The following is a 15,768-nucleotide window of genomic DNA, read 5'->3' as shown; positions in this document are numbered from 1 at the left end:
GGATACTGGATCGTATTGCTTTCTTTAATGCTTGACAGATATCTATGTGGAATGAAAATCTTTTAGTAACAACATATCCTGATACTCGTGGAATACTTCAAATGGTTCGTTTGTTCATCATGCCGCTATTCGCGATGGTTTTGTGCACCACGGGATGTCAAAGTTATCCAACGGTTTATGTGGATGCGGTTTCTGTTACGAACAATGCCAATGACTTGACCTTTGCTTTGACTACACAGTCACACGGCATTGGACGCACTCTTCTGGCTCAGAACCTACCGCTTCATATCAACGAATTTATTCGTGAGCACGGATGGCGGCCAGCACCGGATGCCCCCACTCTGTTGGAGGCTCTTACTTCTGATGTAGAGCAGACATGGGTAATGGAGCAGGTGCGTCAAGGTTTGTTAAAGCGTGGTTATACCGAAGACCACGATCATCCGAGCTTAATTATTGCCGTTGCCTATCGATACGGAGCTGTCTATTTCATCGAACCACGGAAAATCGAATACGAACGAGATAGTCACGATTACACCTTGGATGATCACAAACGTCGTGATGAATATCGCAGAAAATGGGGGCACTATCCGTACAATAACGATCCCGCTATCGAAATGCGTGAAAAAACAACCATTACCGAAGGCGGCCCACAGAGCTTGATGGGGGGCGGCATAAGTATTCAGATTTATCAGAATGGCAACGACAATAACCCACAAGCGATTAGTTGGGAAGGCAGTGTCGTTACGCTCGCCAGCGACTGGTCATGGAGAGCGTATGCGCCATTGATGATCGACGAACTATTTACCGAGTACCCCGTACCAGCGAACGTGCCACACAAGGGAACACTTCGCCCTAAGGCAAATTAGTCGATTGACTGTTCCAAAAGAAAGTATTGAATTCGACGTAGCCGTGCGCTCACGTCTTGCTGTATCAGTGATGTTTTGCCTCGGTCTTAGCGTGTGCATGGCTATGTGCATCATCATGATGATCCGCATGGTGGTCACCATGTGCCGCGTGCGCATCGTGTGAATCTGCGGGATCAGGTGGCAGCGGGCCTCGGATTTTCAGAGCTGGAATACCCAAGACAATCGCTGCGACAAACAATGCTGCTGCGGCCCAAAGAACTCTAGGAAACCATTGGATCTGTTCAGGTTCAGGCACGATCTGCTTTGCCGCCAAGGCACCAGCTTCAGAATGTCCCCCTTCATGATGATCACCAGCCTGTCCGGGAGTACCGTGCTCAGAAGTCCCGGATGCCGCCTCATGTGTCGGGGGGCTGTTAGCGGAATGAGATTTCACTTCCTCGGAGTTTTGCGAGACCGAGTGTTTCTCCGCAACTTCTGTATTCGGTTCTTCTCGGAGCTTAGGATCACTCTGTAATGACGATGCGGCAGGCGTTCCCTCTGTTGAGGTTGCTTGCGCCAACGATCCGGGCAGATGCCCTGCAGCAAACCAGCCGAGTAGGAGTCCTACGAAAACCGCTAACGTTCGTCGTGCAAATCGCTTCATGTTGCGAATCATACCACACCCCACGAGGTACTTAGCGACGTCTCCTGTTTTATTGCTACACGTTATGGATCGCGGTGATTTATTACTCCCGTGGATTTCATTAAGGGCTGGTTATTTTTTCCGTTTCTTAAACTGAGGTCGATCCTCATTGCTGTCGTCTTTTGCTGAAGCCGCCGCACGACGTTGTTTACGTGACAACGCCGCTGCTGCAGCCTCGCCATCACCGGCGGCCTGCGCCGCATCGAGATCAGCCTGCTGCTGGGCTGTTGCCTGGACCGCTGCAGCCTCGGTCGCAGAAATTGCTTGAGCTTTCTGCGCCTTTTGTGTTCCATAAACATTGCGTACTTCCGCATTGGCTGTGATACGTGCGCGGAAAATAAGCTCCGTCACTCGATCGCGGACCACTCGTTGCATCTGACGGAAAAGATTCGCCCCTTCCTTCTTGTACTCAATACGAGGATCCTGCTCTGCCGTGTAGCGCAAGCCAACGGAATCCTTAAGCTGGTCCATCGCGTAGAGATGATCTTTCCACGCTTGGTCGAGAATCTGCAAAAGCAAGAATCTTTCCAAAAAGGTGAGCTCTGCGCGATGCATACGCCGGCCTCGCTCGATCAACTCTTCACGCCATTTCATAGGATCAGGCAGGTCTGCCGCAGAAATCCTCGCGCCGAACCGCTGTTGCGCCCATGTCGCCAACGCTTCGGCAGTTTTATGCTCCGCTAATGCGCGGTCCACGACTTCACTAAGTTTTCGACCATCCGCCCACGCCTCTGCGGATGAGGTGAGGGTCGCACGCAGATCATTACCCGTTAATTTTGCGACGGACTCGGGAGTCCATCCCAGCTCGTATCGCATATTCGCCCAGTGGGCAAGCTGCTGTGCTGCCAACGGCCCGTTGGTCTGAGCCATCGCAAATATTGTGTCAAGAGTTGTCTCTATCGGATATTCGATCTCTCGCCGACGATACATAGCCGAGGCTTTTTCAATGATCGTCTTGGCTACACGTTGTTTCCATGTCGAAGGGTTCTCTCCCTCTTCACGGTCGAGGCTTTCGATGGGCAGGTCGAATTCGAACTTCTGCTTTGTCCAAGCAGCGAGGTCTTTCACCGCGTACTGCTGATCCAGAAACTTAGCGACTTCTGAGAGATCGATCTTATCCGCCTGCTCCAAGGCAGCATCGACGAGCAACTTCTTAACTTCACCGATGTTCATTGTTCGCAACTGTGACTCACGCAGCTCAACCCCGAAGCGCCCTTTCGCCCAGGCACTGAGGCCGTGAAGATCCCACTCTTCAGGCGGGAGATCGTTAGACATGTACTCTCCCAACGTCACGTCCACGTTGAGCCTCACCTCATCTCTGGCAGCGCTTCGCACAGTTTCGATCAGATCGTCAGCATCATTGCCGCGAAGTTTGTAGGTCTCGATAGCAACATCGATCTTGCTCCGAACCCACTCGCTGATCTGTGATGCTACGTAATCCTTGTCGAGATATGTTTCCGTAGCGTCATTTACCGCATCCGAGATGTACTCAAATATGACACGATTCACTCCGCGGCCATCGAGCACATTCTGGCGCAGGCTATAGAAAGCGTTCCGCTGGTGCTCCATCACTTCGTCGTATTCGAGAAGATTTTTGCGAATCTCGTAGTTTCTCTCTTCAACCTTACGCTGAGCGCGTTCGACGCTGCGAGTAATCCAGCGATGTTCAATGGCATCACCTTCTTTCATCCCCAGCCGCGAGAGCGCATTGAGCGTGACTTTGCCGGCAAACATCTGCATCAGGTCGTCTTCGAGGGCGATAAAAAACCGTGAAGACCCACGATCGCCCTGCCGCCCTGATCTACCGCGAAGCTGATTATCGATACGTCTCGCTTCGTGTCGTTCAGTCCCAACGATGTGCAAGCCCCCCATTTCTTCGACGTACTGATAGATCCGAAGTCGATGGAATAAAAAGCCGGGAACGCGATCTAGCATTGCCTCGGCCTGCTCGCGGCTTAATTTCGCAGCTTCCTCAGGCGTTGCGAGCATTTCTTGCGCTACCCAATGACGCAAAAGTGCTAATCGCAATTCCCCGTCGTTTTCAGGATCGATCTGTTTTAAGGCTGATCCCAAATAGACTTTAGCCATGTGTTTGTATGCGAGTGAGAGGATCTGCTCGTCGTTCATTTCAGGTTTGGCTTCACGAGCAAGAATGCCGCGTAGCTGCCAGTGTCGAAGTAGATCCTCTCTCTTGATTGGTTGAAGCTTGATGTCGGTGCCACGGCCGGCCATGTTCGTCGCGATCATCACTGCGCCCAGCTCCCCGGCATGCTCAACTATCTGGGCTTCGCGTTCATGTTGCTTGGCATTAAGCACCTCGTGCTTAATGCCGTGTTTCCGGTTCAGTTTGTCCGACAGTGCCTGACTCTTTTCGACGCTTGTTGTCCCCACGAGTACCGGACGGCCAACGTCATGCATCTTTTTGATCTCGTCCAGAATCGCAGCGTCTTTATCCTTGATCGAAAGGAACACCAGATCGTCACGATCGATTCGAGCAACTGGCATGTTGGTTGGGATGCACACCACATCGAGCTTATAAATCTCGTAAAACTCAGTTGCCTCGGTAATTGCGGTACCGGTCATTCCTGCGAGACGGTGATAAAGTTTGAAGAAGTTCTGGATCGTTACAGTCGCTAGTGTCTGCGTCTCCTGCTTGATCTTTACACCTTCTTTAGCTTCAACCGCCTGGTGAAGACCATCCGACCACTGCCGGCCGATCATCTTTCGACCGGTAAACTCATCGACGATGATGACTTCTCCACCCTCTACGACATATTCCTTGTCACGCTGATAAACCGTGTGGGCTCGAAGGGAGTTTTCGAGTAAGTGCGGAAAGTCCATATTCGCACCGACATAAAACGATCCGATGTTCGCTACCTTTTGCGCTTCCGCGATACCTTCGTGTGTCAGGTGCGCTGCCTTTTTTTCTCTCTCGATCTCGTAGTAGCGGATATGCCGATCTCTGGCGGCTTCGAGGTCAGGGAGTTTGGCCTGAAGAGCTTTCATCTCCTCGCGCATTTGCGCAGAGCGTTCTTTGTCCCGTGAGTTACGGATATCACCCTCAAGTCCTTTGATCCGCATCGTAGCCTGTTGAACCACGCCATCCGCGGCATCCCACTGACGCTGTTTCTGCAGCAGGTGGCGGGATACCGTATCCGCCAAGTCATATCGCGGTGCATCATCGTGCGCGGGGCCGGAGATAATCAGCGGCGTTCTCGCCTCGTCGATCAAAATCGAGTCAATCTCATCGACAATACAGAAGTCTCGACGTTTCTGGACCTGCTCGTCGGAAGAAAGCTTCATATTGTCGCGCAGGTAGTCGAAACCAAACTCACTGTTGGTTCCGTACACCACGTCGCAGAGGTAAGCCTCTGCCTTTTTTTCGTTGCTTTGCATGTGGTACGGATGAATCGCACCGACTCGAAGCCCCATGTGAAAATAAAAGGGGAATACCCAGTCACGGTCACGCTGTACGAGGTAATCGTTGACCGTGACTACGTGGCACTGAAGGTTTTCAACGCATGCAACATAGCACGCCAATGGTGCGACGATGGTTTTCCCTTCCCCCGTCTTCATCTCAGCAATTCTGCCCTCGCCCAGCACCATACCGCCGATCAGTTGCACATCGAAAGGTCGGGCACGAAACGGAGGTCGGCTCTGAGGATAGAGTTCACGAACCGCTTCATAGACTGCTATGGGAATCTCGACTTGCTGCCATCCGGGAACCGGAGTGTTATGGCCGAGCTCTTCAATAGGCGGGATCGTCGCAGCCTCAGCCGCAATGCGGTCAAAGGTTGCCCTGACCTCACCAGTGAGCTTGGTGGGATCAAAGTTTTTTGCGGGATCAAATATATTTCGTATGCCTACGTTGCGGTCCATCGCCTCGCGTGCGGCTGCCATGATCTCGGGCATTACGTCTGCAACTTTCTCACCATCAGCGATCCTCTTACGAAACTCACTGGTTTTTGCCTTGAGTTCTGCGTCTGTCAGTCGGCGCATCTGTGGTTCGAGTGCATTAATCTGCAATACTCGACGGCGATAGTTCTTCAATAACCGCTCGTTGCGTGATCCGAAAACTTTTGTAAAGGCCTTACCGATAGCTGCGACGACCATGAGTTATTCCTCAATAAAAACCACGGAAAAATGCGGAGCAAGCAGCATTAAAGTCAGAAAGAAATCCGACCGTAGCACTCTTGCTCGAAACGCACGCAATTAAACAAAAAGTAGCTGGAATCCTGACGCTTCGGAGAAAAGGTCAGAGAGCAGGAGGCGGCAGATCTATAAGATAAACAGCAACGTCCGGAGAGGATGATAGATAAAGGTCTTCAAACCCTAATTGCTTCTTATTCCATAGCAAAACCTGCGGGCTACGGAAACGTGTCCGTGCAATGGCAGCCTGACCATGCAGACGTTTCACGGTCTTTGCAAAACAGGAGAGCAGGGAATAAACCGAGTCGCCCTGTGTGGTTCCACTAAATGCTGTTGACCGAGTAGGAATTACCGCTATCGACGAAGCCTGTGCAGCTGCGCCGAGGGTAAGAAGAATCGCTAGCCCCAGAAAGGCCGTAGCATGAAAAGTAATATTGCTTCGCGGTTGACTCATTCGCTAAGGTAATTATCGGCAGATAATGAGGCCATGGCAAGCAAGATGGCGGAACGACTAGGGGCTACATGCTAGCTCAGCCTCGACCCGATAACACTGTGACGTTACGCTGCTCTCAACATGACCACCACTGGGAATAATCCAGCTTCGACTATTCGTGTTGCCATCATTGGCGGCGGAATGTTCTTTGACGACATCATTGGTCAGACTTTCAAAGACTTTATGCAAGGCGGGATCGCAGGCGGTCTTTCCTCAATAGGCATGAGCCATCTTGCTCCAGCCGTAGCCAATGTCGGCGTCGAAGTGGTTGCCATCGGTACACATAGCCCAAAGTCCGGCACAGCAGCCAAGCTGGTCGATTGGTTTGCTGCTGACTTCCCGAACCATCGCATCGTTGCAGCATATGGTGAAACCGTTTGGCGGGACATTCTCACGCAGTGCAAACCGGACGTGCTGTTTATTGCAACCCCTGACCACCTCCACGCACAACCGATTCTTGATGCAATTGCTGCTGGCTGTGACGTAATCACTGAGAAACCTCTATGTCTGACTACTTTTGAGTGCGACGCGATTATTTCAGCTGCCAATCAAGCGGAGCGGATCGTGGCGGTTGATATGCACAAACGCTATGACCCATTCATCCGCGAAATGATGAGTGCTGCCCGCAAGAAGTACGGCCAGATCAACCGCATACGGGCAGTACTCGAAGAGCCGCTGGCCGTGAGCACTGAGATATTCGCCTGGGCTGAACAGAGTAATCCGTTTGCGTATGTCGGCTGCCATTGGCTAGATGTCGTGCATCATTACCTTGCGGTTAAACCAGTAGCTGTGTACGCCACTGGCCAGAAGAATCTATTGCTCAATTGGGATCGTCACGTTGTCGAAATTGCGAAGCGGCAAAGTCGAGCGGTCGATTCGTTTAAAAAGCAGGGGAAGATTAAAGCGTGGGACTCCATTGACGTCGCGGTTACCTATGCGGACGGGATGCGTGGTGACTACAACAACAACTGGATCAATCCGCCTGAATTCGAGGGCGCGGTAAATCAGGAGATCGAGGTTTACGGTATTTACGGGCGGGGATTCGTGGACCAGCAGTATCGCGGGTTCCGCGAAACGATCATTGGTGACGGATCTCGCACACGGAATCCAACCTTTGGGGGCAGAATTAAACATCACGGCGGTCATCTAGAGGTATTCGGATATGGTAAGGCGTCGATTGTTGCAGGCATGCTTGCCATCATCCGTCGGCGCATCCTTGGCGAAAGCTGCACCAGTTTGGATGGCACTTACCCTACCGCTGCCAGTCAGCGCGATGTCGTTCGTGTGATCGAAGCGGCCGGTATCGTGGCGGAGAGAAATTACCAGGCTTGGATGGCCAATCGTGGCGCACCTGTCAGCGCACGTATTCATGATGATGGGATTGAAATCGTCGGTGACTGATAGATGTTTGAATTGGGCAATATGTTTCAAGTTGACCAGCATGTCGTCGGTCCACTGACATCTACGGACTATTTTTCACCCCGCATGATTGCGGGATTGCGTCCCTGCTTACGCTTGGGTATGGGAACTGCGGGTGTTGGCGGGATGCATGGCCCGGCAGATTGCGAAGAAGCTATCCGTATACTCCATGACGCTTGGAGTAATGGATACTTACTGGTTGACACGTCACCACATTATGCAAACGCGGATGCCGTACTGGGCCAGGCACTTCAACAGTGGAAGGGTGATCCACCGGTTATCTGTACAAAACTAGAAGGCTATCCTCGCTTCACGCCTCCTGGATATGCAAAAATTTGGCGGGAGTCATTGATCAAGCAATTCGAGGAAAGCTTACAGCATTTGGGAGGAAGACAAATTGATGGCTTGGCAATGCACGATGCTGAAACCGCACCTCCTGAATTTCAAGTTGAATGCCATCAGTTTCTAGCAGATTTAATTACTCGCGGGGAAATCGGAGCTGCAGGACTAGGCGGCGGTGGTCCGGCACTCCAAGTTCGCTATCTCGATACCGGCCAATATCGGTACGCGATCACCTATATGCGTCTAACCGCACTAAGTATTCAAGCACTTTGCGATATCGTGCCCGCATGCCGAAGAATCCAAGCGGGAGTTATTGTTGGAAGCCCAATCCATATGGGCTTTCTCGGCGATCAATTTGACCACTATCTCTCAAATCCTCCGCAACACGTTCCCCCGGCATTTGTAAGTCGTGCCAAACTACTCAAGCGTCTTGCGGATGATGCAGGTATGCGACTCACACACCTTGCATTGAGATTTGCATGGTCGGTTCCGTACGCAGATTTTGTTCTGACCGGGTCATCAAACCTGGCAGCATGGCGCGATACTAAGGCAGCATTTGAGAACGGACCACTGCCCGCAGATCTTTATCGGCGGGTATGGCAAATCGCGCAACATGGAATGGAACCTATAAATGGCGGTTGATTACCGATCGCCCGCTTGATGGACGCGCGACTATGAACGACCGTATCCGTATCATTCAAGCTGAATCATTTGAATTGGACCCTGGGCCATTACCGGTGCCTTTTTCGGATTCGACCATGGGGCCATTTACACATTGGAAAATGCCATGGTTACGACTTACTGCCGACGACAACACTATCGGAGAAGCGCCAACTAGCTTGCACCCCATCGTGCGACCGGCGTTGTTTACCGCGAGCGGTTCCCATGGACTGACGCCTGAGGAATGGCATCACAAATTTTTCTGGATGCTTCGCAATAATGGTCACCGCAGTCCGGACACGTCCGGGTTCCTATGGGGATTTGATGTAGCGTTACGGGATATTCTCGCAAAACGTGCTGGTCAACCCTGGCACCGCTATATGGGAGCTGTCAGGGATGTGGTACCCGTGTATGGCTCCGGCGGCAGTACAGGTTTTACAGAGGATGAACTGCTTGCGGATATACGAGGTATGGTCGCAGCAGGGTTTCGTACCGTAAAGATGAAGGTTGCAAAAAACTTCGGTCAGCACATGCATGAGGACGTGGCACGGGTCAAAGCTGTACGTCGTGAAATCGGTGACGATATTGGCTTGGCCATTGATGGCAATCAAGCCTGGACCGCAGAGCAAGCGACTGAATTCGCGAGACACATTGAGGATCAAAATATCGCATGGTTTGAGGAGCCTGTGCAAGCTGCCGACCGTCAGGCGATCCGCAATATCTGCAAGGCATGCCCTATTCCCATAGCGATGGGTGAGAGTGAAAATAGTGCGTTGTCTTTTCGAGAGCTTTTCGAATGCGGCGTACGTCACATCCAACCAAATCCCGGTGCTCTTCCCGGATTTACCGCATGGAAACAAGCACTCGCTTGGGCTGAAAAGACGGGTGAGCTATGGACCTGCGGAGGTTTTTCTCACCTGACCGCAATGTTTGTTGCCACACGACAGGATGGCATGGTTGAATATCTGCGTTCTATTATCGGGCACCTTGCAACGTGCTGGAAGCAAAAGCCTCTCGAACTAAATGGAACTTTCCTTCTTCCGAATACACCGGGGCTGCCCGTGACAGTGGATTGGGAGGGGCTTTACAAGCGTCATGCTGTACGTGTGATTGCAATCGATCGCGCGTAAATGATTACTCGATTGACAAGCGTGTAGGTGATCAGAAATGAGCGGTCCTATTTTTTTACTTCAGTTGCTAACGCCTGTATCAGTACGACCCGCTCATTTTCCTTTGGCGGTAACCAGAAATTGGTTGTGGCCGTCGTTCCATCGGGGAAGTGTGCGACCGCACGGTATGCTCCGGCGAAACCTCGCAATCTAGCGTTGCCAAGTGCATCCGTTGCAATCGTTGAAACAGTACGCCATTTCGTATGGACGAGTTGATCCAGTAATCGGCCTGCTGAAGTGACGTTACCCGTTGCGTCGATTAAGGCTGCTTCGGGATTGGTGAAGGAATCGCCTGTCAAGCCTGCAAACCAAATCCCATTCACTCCCGGAGAAGCAAATGCGGTCAAGAGAAGTGTTTCCAGGTTAATTGCGGCACTTGTAGGTGATTCGCCAGCGACTTCCACATTAACCAGTTGCGATTCCAGCCCCGCATCGGCGACCCATTTAAGCGAGCGAGCAACCGGAGCTTGAACGAGCGTTCCACTCAATCGGACTTCTAGATCGACCTCATCAAGAGGAATGAACTGATCTCGCAAATCCGTCGCCATGCGGACTACAGCTTGTGTGCGCTGAGGGGACAGGCCATCGGCAAAATACATGCTTAACCGTGCATGTGGGGACTTCGTCCTCGCTGCCTCATACAGCCGTCCGTAAATCGGCGAGCCGATCCGTTCGGTAAAGATATCCTGCCCCACAGCGCAACCGATAACACAGAGCGATTCCATTTCATCACCAAATTCAGTACTAACTCGCTGAACATGTGTCTGGCACGCCAGAACCATGGCCGCAGGATCAAGCTTGTTAACCCAATCTGGCAACCGACCGGCATCGTTGGAAAGAACAGGCCCCCACCGTACGGCTAGTCCTAGCCGTTTTATTTCACCGATTGTCTTTCTTAGTTGGTCGGCATTCCATTCGCCTGGACTTGGTTCGGCTTTGGGCCATGCGGTCATCGCTTCCAGACTCACACCGTTAAAGCAGCGATAAACAGGTGCATCCTGCTTCAGGTTGACGACGCCGTCTTTGATCCACGTCGGATCCAGTTTCACCCCCCACTGAAAGGCATGAGAAACCTGTGTCACATCAAGCTTCGCATCTCGCACCGGCTTACCAGCAGAATCCACGACGATGAGCCGCATGTTGCTCTTGCGTATTTTGTCGATCTGAACATTGGCATCATCCACCCATTGCCCCTGGAGTACCTGGGCATGGGTGGGGATAGCAATCAACGAAACCATTGCGATCCAGAGGATGTATCGCATGAGTAATCCTTGCTTTGCACTTAAATCATGAGAGCAACTGCAATGCCTCTCCGAGAGTCGTCACGCTGATGATTTCACAACCGTGAGGAGGCTTAATTCCCGCCTTTGGGCATATCGCATGAGTAAAGCCGAGTCTCGCAGCTTCACGTAATCGCTGCTCGACTTGCTGAACGTGTCGAACCTCACCGCCAAGACCGATCTCACCGACAGCCAATAACCGAGAACCAACCTGCTTGTTGTAATGAGCTCCCGCAATGGCCAATGCAATCGCCAGATCAGCGGCAGGTTCTACGATCTTCATACCGCCGACGCTACTAACGAAAATATCTTGATCCGCCAACCGAAGTCCGCCTCGCTTTTCAAGGACAGCAATAAGCATTGCCAAACGATTCGCATCCAAGCCGCTGGTTTTGCGTTTAGCTGAACCAAGAAACCCCGTTGCTGTCAGTGCTTGGATTTCGACAAGCAGACAACGTGTGCCCTGAAGCACGGGGCAGACTACGCTTCCACTCATTGGTCGGTACTCGGCTGCGAGCAAGCCCGCACCGTCTTTGACCTGTTTCAATCCGCTGTCAGTCATCTCGAAAATACCAACTTCCAGCGTCGATCCAAAACGATTTTTTATTGCACGAACAATTCGATGGCTGTGGTAACGATCTCCCTCAAAATAAAGCACGGTATCCACCATGTGTTCAAGCAGTCGGGGACCTGCGAGACGGCCTTCTTTCGTAACATGACCGATGAACAGCATTGCACAATTTGTCGCTTTGGCGAGGTAAACCAGCTCCAGGCAACATGCTCGCAGTTGTGTGACACTGCCCGGAGCGGCAGGTAAGTCCCCTTTGTAGATCATCTGTATCGAGTCGATAACCACGATACGAGGTTGGACCTTGCGAACCTGCTCGGTAATACGAGCGAGATTCGTATCTGCCAGTACATAGAGTTCATCATTATCGAGAGCCGCACCAAGCCGACCTGCACGGAGTTTAAGTTGATTAGCGGATTCCTCACTGGTGACATACAGAACGCGCTCCCCGCGTCTGGCCCAGTGAGCTGCGGCCTGAAGTAGTAGTGTGGACTTCCCAATTCCTGGGTCACCGCCTACCAGTACGGTACTTCCGCGTACCAGACCAATGGAGAAATCTTGAGAACGAGAGGCATCATTGACAGCAGTGCCACCCAGCACGCGATCGAATTCGAGTATGCCTGTTGGCAGCCTTGCCCCATTTGCCGATTGCGATCCGTCAACAACCTCACCGATAGGGACCGCTCGCGGGCTATTCTCTACAGTGAGCACGTCCACCGCCGAGCCGCGTTGAGTGTCCCTGTTAGCACCAACCGACTCCCGGAATTCTTCAAGCGTGTCCCACTGGCCGCAATCAGGGCATTTGCCCAACCAGCGGTTCTGCACACCGCCACACGAGTTGCAAACGAACTTTACTTGAGTCTTGGCCATACAAATGATGAGCATATGTCATTTTCAACACTTTGGTCCTCATGAAACCAGGAACGACTCGGCCCGTCACCCCGCTATAGAAATAGAAAACTATCTCGGTAGATGCATGACGATATTTTCGAACCGCGCCGAGGCAAGACGCATATTGTTCATAATTCGTGAGTTACAACATGCCCAGTCTCGTCGGAGACAACGCCGCGCAGACACAAAGGACTGAATATGTGTTGCACCTGAGGCTCCTACAGGAATCCAGTTCCTGACGGGCTAAGCTTTCAGAATACACCGAGTTGTTGATTACAATCCTCACCGACAAAACTGTCCGCACACCAGATATTGGAACCTCATGACTTTTCACAACAAGACCGCTTCAAATCCCTGGGTTCGCGTTGCCACCTACGTCATTCTGGCGGGAGCCTTACTCGTCATCGTTTCAGAAACGGTGGCTCGACGTGGCGGAGTCTTCGATCAGCTCGACCTTCTTGTTGATGTCCGCCACCAAATCGTTGGCGGATATGTTGAAAAACCGGACGAGAAAAAAATGATGGAGAGTGCCGTGCGAGGCATGGTCGAGTCGCTCAACGACCCGTTCACCATCTATATTCCACCAGATGATTTGCCACAGTTCACAAAGGCTATAAGTGGTACGTTTGTTGGCATCGGTGCTGAGGTGGATACCTTTCAAAACCGTGTTCGGATCGTATCCCCGTTGGAGGAATCTCCCGCATGGAAAGCCGGTGTGATGGCGGGCGACATCCTGCTTGAAATCAACGGCCAAAGCACTCTGAATATGAAAATCAACGATGCCATTACCAAGCTTCAGGGCGAGGAAGGCTCAATCGTCAAAGTCAAGGTTCGGCACGACACAGGCGAGGAAGTTGACCTAACGATCACTCGCGCTCGGATCAATGTACAGACAGTCAAGGGCTTTCGACGTAATGGTGATTCGCACTGGGAATTCATGATCGATGAATCCAACAAGATCGGCTACATACGGATTCTGCAATTCACAGACAAGACTGCCAGCGAACTCAAAGCTGCGCTGGATCGATTAACCGCTGCAGGCGTAAAGGGACTGATTCTCGACGTAAGGTTTAACCCCGGCGGACTTCTCCAGTCAGCGGTAGATGTTTCAAACATGTTCCTCGACAAAGGGAAACGCATCGTCTCAGTCAAGGGACGTATCGTGCCTGAAAGCGTCGAGTATGCCAATGGCCAGGGCGAGATTCCGCCGATTCCAATGGTGGTGATCGCCAATGAAGCCAGTGCGTCTGCAGCTGAAGTAGTGACTGGAGCGTTGTCTGACAACAACCGGGCCGTATTCATTGGCACTCGCACTTTTGGTAAGGGAAGTGTGCAGCAGGTGTATCCGCTCGACAACGAACTTGGGGCGCTGAAAATGACGAATGCTTATTACTACCTGCCTAACGGTCGCAATATTCACCGTCGCGAAAATTCGGAGACCTGGGGTGTGGATCCGGCGGATGGTTATTACGTGCTTATGGCTCCAAATGAGATCAAGACAATGATCGAGATTCGTCGAGATAGTGACGTGTTGCGTAAGGGCAACGGCAAGAGCGAAGCATCCGTGACACCAGAGTGGATCAAGACGAAATTGGCAGATCCTCAGCTTGCAGCAGCTCTTCAAGCAGTACAGGGGAAATTACTAACGGGTGTATGGCCAAAAGTCGGGGAATCCGGCGCAGCGCAACTTGCCAAGCGGACAAAACACGACAATCTGCAACGTCAACGCGAACAACTCGCACAGAGACTCGATGAGATTGACGCGGAACTGGATAAGCTCGACGGGAACATCGCCACTACACGGCCGACTGCGGGCAACACGACAATAGACACGCACGATTTTGAAGAGAATAGTTCCCTCCTATCGGCCCCAGAGGGGACCTCAAATGCCGACAAAGAGAAAAACAAGATTCCTCCCGAAATCCTGCCGGCGACGCAGCCACACTCGAAGTAATCTTGAGTCAGGAGTCGCGTAACCGCATTGGTTTTGCGTTAATCGCGGACATTACTGTCACTTTGGATAGATCTCGGCGCTGATATGTCATTGATTCTTGGTTTAGAAACCAGTTGCGATGAAACCGCAGCAGCCGTCGTCCAAGATGGCCGCTGGGTGTTGTCAAACATTGTCTCTTCACAAAATGATTTGCATGAAAAATATCGCGGCGTAGTACCTGAGATCGCCAGCCGAGCGCATTTGGAGCGAATCCTCCCTGTTATTGACGAAGCATTGGCACAAGCGGGAATCGCGTTTTCTTCCGGAACAGCAATCGACGATAGCCCACGGATCACAGCGATCTCCGTCGGCAATAGACCCGGATTGATCGGATCATTACTAGTAGGGGTTAGCGCAGCAAAAGCCCTTGCATGGTCTCTCGGTGTACCGATTGTGGGAGTTGATCATATCCAGGCACACTTGTACGCAGCAGCATTGGAGTTCGCTAAGGATGCGGATCATAGAAGTGGTCGAGGATCTACCGTACCGTTAACGACACCGACTACGAGCGAACTTGGTTTTCCGAATGTCACTCACTCCACCTCAAACAGTACACAAGATCTCTTGAAGTATCCTGCTCTGGGCTTGGTCGTTTCCGGCGGTCACACGAGCCTTTTTGTGGTTAGCTCGCCTACAAGGGCACGCCTCATCGGACGTACCATCGACGATGCTGTAGGTGAAGCTTACGACAAAGCAGCTGTGATCCTTGATGTGGGGTATCCAGGCGGTCCAAAACTTGATGCTCTTGCCCGAAAAGGTAACCCCAAGGCAGAGTCCTTGCCGCGATCCCTGCTTTCATCTGCAAACCTGGACTTCTCGTTTAGCGGATTAAAAACTTCTCTTCTTTATAAAGTTCGTGGCCATCCCATAGGCCGTGGTGAAAAGGCGATTTTCCCTCGTTCTAATAAAGACCTGTCGCCCGAGCGCCGAGCAGACCTCGCTGCGGCATTTCAACAGGCGGCAATCGAAATATTGATTATCAAACTTGAACGCGCTCTCGACGTGCTATCTCAAAATGAAGAATCGGTCCGGAGTATCGTCCTCGGCGGCGGCGTAAGTGCGAACTCCTTGTTACGGGAAATGGTCAAAGACCTTGAGCACAGGCGCGGTATTCCTGTCCTGATCCCAGCTATGCCTTTCTGCCTCGATAACGCAGCGATGATAGCCGGCCTTGCGCACCATCACCTCGCTGAAGGTCACCATGATGACTTGGAACTACCCGCAATAGCTTCGTCGTAACCAGTCTCAGATAACAA

General features: G+C 51.9%; 10 protein-coding genes. 6 read left to right on the top strand and 4 right to left on the bottom strand.

Translation table 11 applies throughout. From position 1 onward, the window contains the following. Positions 1-101: 101 nt before the first annotated feature. Positions 102-866 (top strand): hypothetical protein, encoded by a 765-nt coding sequence (locus tag IT444_08625; protein ID MCC7192830.1) that lies wholly within the window; start codon positions 102-104, stop codon positions 864-866. A gap of 64 nt (positions 867-930) precedes the next feature. Here IT444_08625 and IT444_08620 read toward each other — a convergent pair whose 3' ends face one another. Together IT444_08620 and secA are read right to left on the bottom strand one after the other, a co-directional pair. Further along, positions 931-1,509: a hypothetical protein gene (locus IT444_08620; GenBank protein ID MCC7192829.1), complete on the bottom strand. Its 579-nt coding sequence runs from the start codon at positions 1,507-1,509 to the stop codon at positions 931-933. A gap of 111 nt (positions 1,510-1,620) precedes the next feature. After that, complete coding sequence (secA, locus tag IT444_08615; protein MCC7192828.1) at positions 1,621-5,661, bottom strand: preprotein translocase subunit SecA; 4,041 nt, start codon at positions 5,659-5,661, stop codon at positions 1,621-1,623. Between the two features lie 610 nt (positions 5,662-6,271). Between secA and IT444_08610 the strand changes: the two genes are divergently transcribed. Genes IT444_08610 through IT444_08600 form a run of 3 tightly spaced genes read left to right on the top strand, consistent with a single transcriptional unit; the run spans position 6,272 to position 9,741 of the window. After that, positions 6,272-7,591 (top strand): Gfo/Idh/MocA family oxidoreductase, encoded by a 1,320-nt coding sequence (locus IT444_08610; protein ID MCC7192827.1) that lies wholly within the window; start codon positions 6,272-6,274, stop codon positions 7,589-7,591. A 3-nt stretch (positions 7,592-7,594) separates the two neighbouring features. Next, on the top strand, positions 7,595-8,593 hold the full coding sequence (locus tag IT444_08605) for an aldo/keto reductase (GenBank protein ID MCC7192826.1): 999 nt from the start codon (positions 7,595-7,597) through the stop codon (positions 8,591-8,593). 32 nt (positions 8,594-8,625) lie between these two features. Beyond that, positions 8,626-9,741 carry a mandelate racemase/muconate lactonizing enzyme family protein gene (locus IT444_08600; protein MCC7192825.1) on the top strand — a complete coding sequence of 372 codons (1,116 nt, stop codon included), beginning with the start codon at positions 8,626-8,628 and terminating at the stop codon, positions 9,739-9,741. A gap of 47 nt (positions 9,742-9,788) precedes the next feature. On the opposite strand, the gene IT444_08595 is transcribed toward IT444_08600, so the two are convergent. Both IT444_08595 and radA read right to left on the bottom strand, forming a co-directional pair. Continuing rightward, positions 9,789-11,042, bottom strand: a complete 1,254-nt coding sequence (locus IT444_08595; GenBank protein ID MCC7192824.1) for an endo-1,4-beta-xylanase — start codon at positions 11,040-11,042, stop codon at positions 9,789-9,791. 25 nt (positions 11,043-11,067) lie between these two features. Further along, positions 11,068-12,498, bottom strand: a complete 1,431-nt coding sequence (gene radA, locus IT444_08590; GenBank protein MCC7192823.1) for a DNA repair protein RadA — start codon at positions 12,496-12,498, stop codon at positions 11,068-11,070. Positions 12,499-12,841: 343 nt separating this feature from the next. On the opposite strand from radA, the gene IT444_08585 reads away from it, so the two are divergent. Beyond that, the gene (locus IT444_08585) at positions 12,842-14,473 is read left to right on the top strand and encodes a S41 family peptidase (GenBank protein ID MCC7192822.1); all 1,632 of its coding nucleotides are present in this window, start codon (positions 12,842-12,844) and stop codon (positions 14,471-14,473) included. A gap of 84 nt (positions 14,474-14,557) precedes the next feature. Then, entirely contained in the window at positions 14,558-15,751 is a 1,194-nt protein-coding gene (gene tsaD, locus IT444_08580) for a tRNA (adenosine(37)-N6)-threonylcarbamoyltransferase complex transferase subunit TsaD (GenBank protein ID MCC7192821.1), read from the top strand. The last annotated feature ends 17 nt before the right edge of the window (positions 15,752-15,768 follow it).

Source organism: Phycisphaeraceae bacterium, from assembly GCA_020851465.1.
Taxonomy (GTDB): Bacteria; Planctomycetota; Phycisphaerae; order Phycisphaerales; family Phycisphaeraceae; genus JADZCR01.
This window is presented reverse-complemented; position numbering and strand designations above follow the sequence as displayed.